Source organism: Xanthomonas sp. SHU 166, from assembly GCF_000364685.1.
Classification (GTDB): Bacteria; Pseudomonadota; Gammaproteobacteria; order Xanthomonadales; family Xanthomonadaceae; genus Xanthomonas_A; species Xanthomonas_A sontii.
The window spans coordinates 1-6,560 of sequence record NZ_AQOJ01000170.1; the positions used below are offsets into that span (position 1 = coordinate 1).

The 6,560-nt window shown below is 69.7% G+C and carries 7 protein-coding genes and 1 pseudogene; 3 read left to right on the plus strand and 5 right to left on the minus strand.

The window, feature by feature from the left end; translation table 11 throughout:
• The 3 genes from D180_RS06215 to glyQ all read right to left on the minus strand — a co-directional run.
• The coding region (locus tag D180_RS06215) for a glycine--tRNA ligase subunit beta (RefSeq protein ID WP_157835432.1) at window positions 1–572 on the minus strand (572 nt) is incomplete at its 3' end.
• Complete coding sequence (locus tag D180_RS06220; protein ID WP_017912106.1) at window positions 569–829, minus strand: hypothetical protein; 261 nt, start codon at window positions 827–829, stop codon at window positions 569–571. The genes D180_RS06215 and D180_RS06220, both read right to left, overlap by 4 nt.
• A gap of 10 nt (window positions 830–839) precedes the next feature.
• Window positions 840–1,748, minus strand: a complete 909-nt coding sequence (gene glyQ / locus D180_RS06225) for a glycine--tRNA ligase subunit alpha (protein WP_017912107.1) — start codon at window positions 1,746–1,748, stop codon at window positions 840–842.
• A 76-nt stretch (window positions 1,749–1,824) separates the two neighbouring features.
• On the opposite strand from glyQ, the gene D180_RS06230 reads away from it, so the two are divergent.
• The 3 genes from D180_RS06230 (at window position 1,825) to D180_RS06240 (ending at window position 5,467) form a co-directional block, all read left to right on the plus strand.
• Window positions 1,825–3,645 carry a GspE/PulE family protein gene (locus D180_RS06230; protein ID WP_017912108.1) on the plus strand — a complete coding sequence of 607 codons (1,821 nt, stop codon included), beginning with the start codon at window positions 1,825–1,827 and terminating at the stop codon, window positions 3,643–3,645.
• 103 nt (window positions 3,646–3,748) lie between these two features.
• Window positions 3,749–4,519, plus strand: coding sequence for a glutamine amidotransferase (locus D180_RS06235; protein ID WP_043090561.1), 771 nt, complete (start codon window positions 3,749–3,751; stop codon window positions 4,517–4,519).
• 48 nt (window positions 4,520–4,567) lie between these two features.
• Window positions 4,568–5,467, plus strand: coding sequence for a BPSS1780 family membrane protein (locus D180_RS06240; RefSeq protein WP_017912110.1), 900 nt, complete (start codon window positions 4,568–4,570; stop codon window positions 5,465–5,467).
• Window positions 5,468–5,607: 140 nt separating this feature from the next.
• Here D180_RS06240 and tatC read toward each other — a convergent pair whose 3' ends face one another.
• Both tatC and D180_RS24460 read right to left on the minus strand, forming a co-directional pair.
• Window positions 5,608–6,348, minus strand: coding sequence for a twin-arginine translocase subunit TatC (tatC, locus tag D180_RS06245; RefSeq protein ID WP_017907961.1), 741 nt, complete (start codon window positions 6,346–6,348; stop codon window positions 5,608–5,610).
• Window positions 6,345–6,560: pseudogene (locus tag D180_RS24460) on the minus strand (twin-arginine translocase subunit TatB); the annotation flags it as partial. The pseudogene D180_RS24460 and the gene tatC, both read right to left, overlap by 4 nt.

Below are 6,560 nucleotides of genomic sequence, written 5' to 3' on the forward strand. Positions count from 1 at the left end.
TGGCCGCGGCTGTCGCGGCCGGCCTCCACGCCGAACAACGGCATCGGCACCACCTCGCTGCCGAACAGCAGCACCAGCCACTGCACCGGCCGGGCGAAACCGTAGTCGTGGTCGCCCCAGCGCATCGGCTTGGGGATCGGCATCGCCGCGATCGCTTCGCGCAGGATCTCCGGCAGCAGCGTGGCGGTGCGCGCGCCCGGGTTCACCGCACGATGCACGAAGCGCTCGCCCTTGGCGTCGCTGGTGCGCTCCAGCGCGGTCCAGTCGATCCCGGCCTTGGCGGCGAAACCCTGCAGCGCCTTGGTCGGCTGGCCGTCCGCGTCCAGCGCGATGTTGAGGTAGGGGCCGAGCACTTCCGCGCGCTGCTCCGGCTGCTCGACGGCCACGCCCGGCAGCAGCACCGCCAACCGGCGCGGCGTGGACAGCGGCTTGGCGTCGCCACGCTCGACCGCGATGCCGCGCTTCTCCAGCCCGGCAATCACGCCGTCGAACAGCGCCTGGGCCAGGCCCGGCAATGCCTTGACCGGCAGTTCCTCGGTGCCCAGTTCGATCAGCAGGGGGTGCATGCTCATATCACGTCCTTCCGGGTCGCCAGCAGGTCGCCGCGCCCAATCGATTTGTCTTTAGGCTTGCCGCGGCTATCGCGGTCGTCGCCGTTGATCGCCAGCAGCCACAATCCGGCCACCGGCAGCAGGAAGCAGCCGAACAGGAACCAGCCGAAGGCGCTGCGTCCGCGCTGCTGCGCCCACCACGCGCAGAAGTAGCCGAACGCCACCGGCGCCGACCACAGCAGGCCGAGCAGCACGAACAGCTCCCGATCAGGTCGCATCGGCCGCGCCTCAGCGCTTCACGCCGGGGAAGCCCAGCTTCTCGCGCTGCGCGTAGTAGGCCTTCGCTACCGCCTGCGCCAGCGCGCGCACGCGCAGGATGTAGCGCTGGCGTTCGGTCACCGAGATCGCGCGGCGTGCGTCGAGCAGGTTGAAGGCGTGGCTGGCCTTGGTCACCTGCTCGTACGCCGGCAGCGGCAGCCCGACCTCGACCAGCGCCTGCGCCTCCTGCTCGCACGCGTCGAAGCGGTGAAACAGTTCGGCCACGTTGGCGTGTTCGAAGTTGTACGCGCTCTGCTCCACCTCGTTCTGGTGGTAGACGTCGCCGTAGGTGACCGGCGTGCCGTCCGGGCCGTAGGTCCACACCAGGTCGTAGACGTTGTCGCAGTTCTGCAGATACATGCACAGCCGCTCGAGACCGTAGGTGATCTCGCCCAGCACCGGCTTGCACTCCAGGCCGCCGGCCTGCTGGAAGTAGGTGAACTGGGTGACTTCCATGCCGTTGAGCCACACCTCCCAGCCCAGGCCCCAGGCGCCGAGCGTCGGCGATTCCCAGTTGTCCTCGACGAAGCGCAGGTCGTGCACCAGCGGATCGATGCCCAGCGCCTTGAGCGAGTCCAGGTACAACTGCTGGATGTTGTCCGGGTTCGGCTTCATCGCCACCTGGTACTGGTAGTAGCGCTGCAGGCGGTTCGGGTTCTCGCCGTAGCGGCCGTCGGTGGGGCGCCGGCTCGGCTGCACGTAGGCCGCGTTCCACGGCTCCGGCCCGAGCGCGCGCAGGAAGGTGGCCGGATGGAAGGTGCCGGCGCCCACTTCCAGGTCCAACGGTTGGATCAGCACGCAGCCGCGCTGCGCCCAGAACTGGTTGAGGGTCTGGATCAGACCCTGGAACGTGATCGGAACGGACCGGGAAACGGACATCTCGCAGGGGGCCGGTTGAGGGGTGCGCTAGTATAGCGACCGACTCGCGGGGACTTCCGCGCACCGGACCTGGACCATGGATTCGCGCCCTGCCGCGCCGCCCGCGTCGTCGCCCGCCGAGCCCACCGTGGCCTTGCCGCCGGGCCGGCTGAGCTTCGAACGCGTGGCTGCGGCGCTGCTCGCCGACGGCCTGGTCGCGCCGGCCGAACGCGGCCGCGTGCAGTTCTCGGCGCAGACCGCGCGCACCGCCAGCGACGTGCATCCGCTGGTGCTGCTGTCCAACCTGAAACTGGCCGCCACCCGCCCGCCCGGCAGCGAACTGAGCCTGGAACGGCTGACCGAGTGGCTGGCGCAGCGCTGCGGCCTGCGTTACCTGCGCATCGATCCGACCCGGGTCGACGTGGCCGCGGTCACCGGCGTGGTCTCGCACGCCTATGCGCGCCGCCACCGGATCCTGCCGCTTGCCCTGCAGCCCGAGCGTCTGCTGGTGGCGACCAGCGAACCGCTGGCGCTGGACTGGCTCGGCGATGTGCAGCACCTGGCGCGGCGCCGCATCGAGGTGGTGGTGGTCAACCCGCTGGACCTGCATCGCTACACGATGGAGTTCTTCGGCGTGACCCGCTCGGTGCGCGGCGCCAAGGACGGGCGCACCGAACAGAGCAGCGGCCTGCCCAGCTTCGAGCAGCTGGTGGAACTGGGCCGCGGCGGCGACGTCAATGCTGACGACCACCATATCGTGCACATCGTCGATTGGCTGCTGCAGTACGCCTACGAGCAGCGCGCCAGCGACATCCACCTGGAGCCGCGGCGCGAGGCCGGGCGCATGCGCTTCCGCATCGACGGCGTGCTGCACAAGGTGCTGGAAGTGCCGCCGGCGGTGATGACCGCCATCGTCAGCCGCATCAAGGTGCTCGGGCGCATGGACCTGGCCGAGCGGCGGCGCCCGCAGGACGGGCGCATCAAGACCCGCTCGCCGGGCGGGCGCGAGACCGAGATGCGCCTGTCGACCATGCCCACCGCCTTCGGCGAGAAGTGCGTGATGCGCATCTTCGACCCCGATGCGGCGTTCAAGAGCGTGGACCAGCTCGGCTTCAGCGCGCAGGAAGCGGCCGGCTGGAACGCCCTGGTGGAACGCCCGCACGGCATCGTGCTGGTCACCGGCCCCACCGGCTCGGGCAAGACCACCACGCTGTACTCCACGCTCAAGCGCCTGGCCACGCCGGACGTGAACGTGTGCAGCGTGGAGGATCCGATCGAGATGATCGCCACCGAATTCAACCAGATGCAGGTGCAGACCAACATCGACCTGGACTTCGCCAGCGGCGTGCGCACCCTGCTGCGGCAGGACCCGGACATCATCATGATCGGCGAAATCCGCGACCTGGAAACCGCACAGATGGCGGTGCAGGCCTCGCTGACCGGGCACCTGGTGCTGTCGACCCTGCACACCAACGATGCGCCCTCGGCGATCACCCGCCTGCTCGACCTGGGCGTGCCGCACTACCTGGTCGCCTCCACCCTCAACGGCGTGCTGGCGCAGCGCCTGGTGCGCACCCTGTGCGGCCACTGCAAGCGCCCGCACACCCTGGAAGCGCACGAGTGGGACGCGTTGCGCGAGCCGGGCGAGGCCCTGCCCGAGGCGCTGCAACCCTACGCCCCGGTCGGCTGCCTGGAATGCCGTCGCACCGGCTACCTGGGCCGCGTGGGCCTGTACGAACTGCTGCCGGTGACCCCGCGCCTGCGCACCCTGATCCGCGCCGACATGGACCTGGCCGGCTTCAGCCGCGCCGCCCAGGACGAGGGTGTGCGCACGCTGCGCCGCGCCGGCCTGGAAAAGGTGGCCGCCGGGCTGACCACCATCGAGGAAGTGCTGTCGGTGCTGCCGCCGCGGGAGTGAAGCGCGGGGCGCTTCCCCGCCTCATGATCGCCAGTTATATGGCTATGCCGCCACCGCCGCGCGGCCTTGAACAATCCACGGCGACGGCGTCTAGAATCCCACCATGCCGTTCGCTTCTCCCGTCCGTCGCCGTGCTGCGCCCTTCCTGATCCTCGAAACCGGTGAACCGGTGGCGACGATGCGGCGCTACGGACGCTTCCCGCACTGGATCCGCGTCGCCGCCGGCCTGGCCGAGCGCGAGACGGTGGTGACGAACGTCGTCGCCGGCGAGGCGTTGCCGGTGCGGGGCGACTTCGCCGGAGTGATCGTCACCGGCTCGGCGGCGTTCGTCACCGATCGGGCCGAGTGGAGCGAACGCTCGGCGGCCTGGCTGCGCGAAGCCGCCGAGGACGGCACGCCGCTGCTGGGCATCTGCTACGGGCACCAGCTGCTGGCGCACGCGCTGGGCGGGGAGGTCGCCTACAACCCGGCCGGGCGCGAATCGGGCACGGTGCATATCGAACTGCACCCGCCCGCCGCCGAGGATCCGCTGTTCGCCGGCCTGCCGGTGCGGTTCCCCGCGCATGCCACCCATCTGCAGACGGTGCTGCGTGCGCCGGCCGGCGCCACGGTGCTGGCACGCTCGGCGCAGGACCAGTGCCACGCGTTCCGTTGGGGCGAGGCGACCTGGGGCCTGCAGTTCCATCCGGAGTTCGCCACCCACCACATGCGCGGCTACGTGCAGGCGCGCGCGGACTGTCTACGCAGCGCCGGACGCTGCGCCCGTACCATCGCCCGCGAGGTCAGCGCCGCACCGCTGGCACGCAAACTGTTGCGGCGCTTCGTTCAGCACGCACGCGGGCAGCACAGCAGCGGCCAGGCAAAACCGCGATAATCTGTGCAGTCGCCGCCGCTGTACGGCGTCCCCCACTTCGGATTGGTAATGATCGAGATTCGCAAGCTGCCGGCCTCGGCCGGCGCGGAATGGCTGTTGGGCGGTGTGTCCCTGCTGCGGCGGGCGCCGTGGGCGCTGGGCCGGCTCGGGCTGATTTGGGGTCTGGCGACACTGATCATCCTGTTCCTGAGCGCGCTCAACCCGACCCTGGGCATGCTGGCGCAACTGCTGATGGGGCTGGCCGGGCCATTGCTGTTCGGCGGGCTGGTGTGGGCCGTGCGCGAGGTCGACCAGGGCCGCAGCGCCGAGCCGGCGCACCTGCTGCAGGGCCTGCACGGCAGCCGTGCGCCGAACCTGCTGGTGGCGCTATTACCGCAGGCGATCGCCGGATTGGTGTTGGCCGTTCTCGCCGTCGTGGTGATCCGCCCGGATGGGTTGATGCAGCTGAACACGGTGATGCTCAAGCTCAACGAACTGGGTCAGTCCGGCACGCAGCCGGATCCGAAGCAGGTAGAGGAGCTGATCGCGACCCTGCCGGCGTTGCGCATCGTGATGTGGCTGATGCTGGTGGCAGTGGGTGTCGTCGGAGTGGTGCTGACCCTGTTCCTGTTTGCGCCGCAGGTGATGTTCGACGGCCGCAACGGCCTAGCCGCCATCGGTCACGGCTTGCGCGCCTGCCTGCACAACCTGCCGGCGATGCTGGTCTTCTTCGTGCTCGCCTTCCTCGCGATGTTTGCGCTTTACTTCGCACTGGCCGTGGTGATGCTGGTGCTGCAGCTGCTCGTCGGCACCACGATGGCAGCGCTGATCTTGCAGGTGCTGCAGATGGCGGTGCTGCCACCAGCGATCGCTGGCATCGTCTACGTGGCCTGGAAGCAGATGTTCGTGCACGCCGGGGATGCGGCGCCGGCTGTGCCGCCGCCGCCCTCCAACGTCTTTGTGGCGTAGCGCCGGGAGTCGGGAGTCGGGAATCGTAAGAGCCACAGCAACAGCAAAGCGGCCCCTCGGGGCCGTTTTGCTGTGTGCGGCAGATTGCCGTCAAGCCGCGTGGTAATGGTGGGTATGCAGCGAACCGCTGTTCCGATTCCCTATTCCCGTGCCTCGATTCCCGGCTTCTTGGTCACCGCCGCTGCCGCAATGATGCCCAGCTCGTACAGCAGGCACATCGGGATCGCCAGCATCAGTTGCGAGACCACGTCCGGCGGGGTCAGCACCGCGGCCAGCACGAAGATGCCGACCACCGCGTAGCCGCGGCCCTCGCGCAGCTGCTGCGGGGTCACCCAGCCGAGCAGAGCCAGGATCACCAGCGCCACCGGCAGTTCGAAGCTGGCGCCGAAGGCGAAGAAGATCGCCAGCACGAAGTCCAGGTAGGCGCCGGCATCGGGGGTGAGCTGGATCACGTCCGGCTTGAACGTGGTCAGGAAGTGGAACACCGCCGGCAACACCAGGAAGTAGGCGAAGCCGCAGCCGAGGTAGAACAGCAGCACTGCCGAGGCCAGCAGCGGCAGTGCCAGGCGCTTCTCGCGCTGGTACAGGCCGGGGGCGACGAAGGCCCAGGCCTGGTAGAGCAGCCAGGGGGCGGACACGAACAGGGCCAGGAAGAACGCCAGCTTCAGCGGCGCGATGACCGCGCCGGCCGGGTGCGTGGCGATCACGCTCTGGCCCACCGGCAACTGCGCCAGCATCGGCTCGGCCAGCCAGGAGTACAGGCGCTTGGAGAAGGGCAGCAGCGCCACCACCACCACGCCCAGGCCGATCAGCGCGCGCATCAGCCGCGCGCGCAGTTCGATCAGGTGTTCGATCAGGCTGCTCTCGGCTTCCACGTTCATCGCGGCGCCTCCGGATCAATGGAGGGCGGCTGGCCGGTATGCGCCGTGGCGGTGGACGCCGGATGCGGTGCGGCCGCACCGCGCGCGGCGGCCGGCACCACGGAAGCGGCGGGCACCGTCGCGGCAGAGTGCGTGGGCAGGGGCGTGGTCGTGTCGGGAGCGTGCGGAGTCGGGGCGTCGACTGCGGCGGCTGTCGCTGGCGGCACGGTCGA

What these genes read in the sequence shown, in the direction of transcription:
- tatC (WP_017907961.1), bottom strand. Translation starts at nt 6,348, where the DNA reads ATGAACGTGGAAGCCGAGAGCAGCCTGATCGAACACCTGATCGAACTG.
- D180_RS06240 (WP_017912110.1), top strand. Translation starts at nt 4,568, where the DNA reads ATGATCGAGATTCGCAAGCTGCCGGCCTCGGCCGGCGCGGAATGGCTG.
- D180_RS06230 (WP_017912108.1), top strand. Translation starts at nt 1,825, where the DNA reads ATGGATTCGCGCCCTGCCGCGCCGCCCGCGTCGTCGCCCGCCGAGCCC.
- D180_RS06220 (WP_017912106.1), bottom strand. Translation starts at nt 829, where the DNA reads ATGCGACCTGATCGGGAGCTGTTCGTGCTGCTCGGCCTGCTGTGGTCG.
- glyQ (WP_017912107.1), bottom strand. Translation starts at nt 1,748, where the DNA reads ATGTCCGTTTCCCGGTCCGTTCCGATCACGTTCCAGGGTCTGATCCAG.
- D180_RS06235 (WP_043090561.1), top strand. Translation starts at nt 3,749, where the DNA reads ATGCCGTTCGCTTCTCCCGTCCGTCGCCGTGCTGCGCCCTTCCTGATC.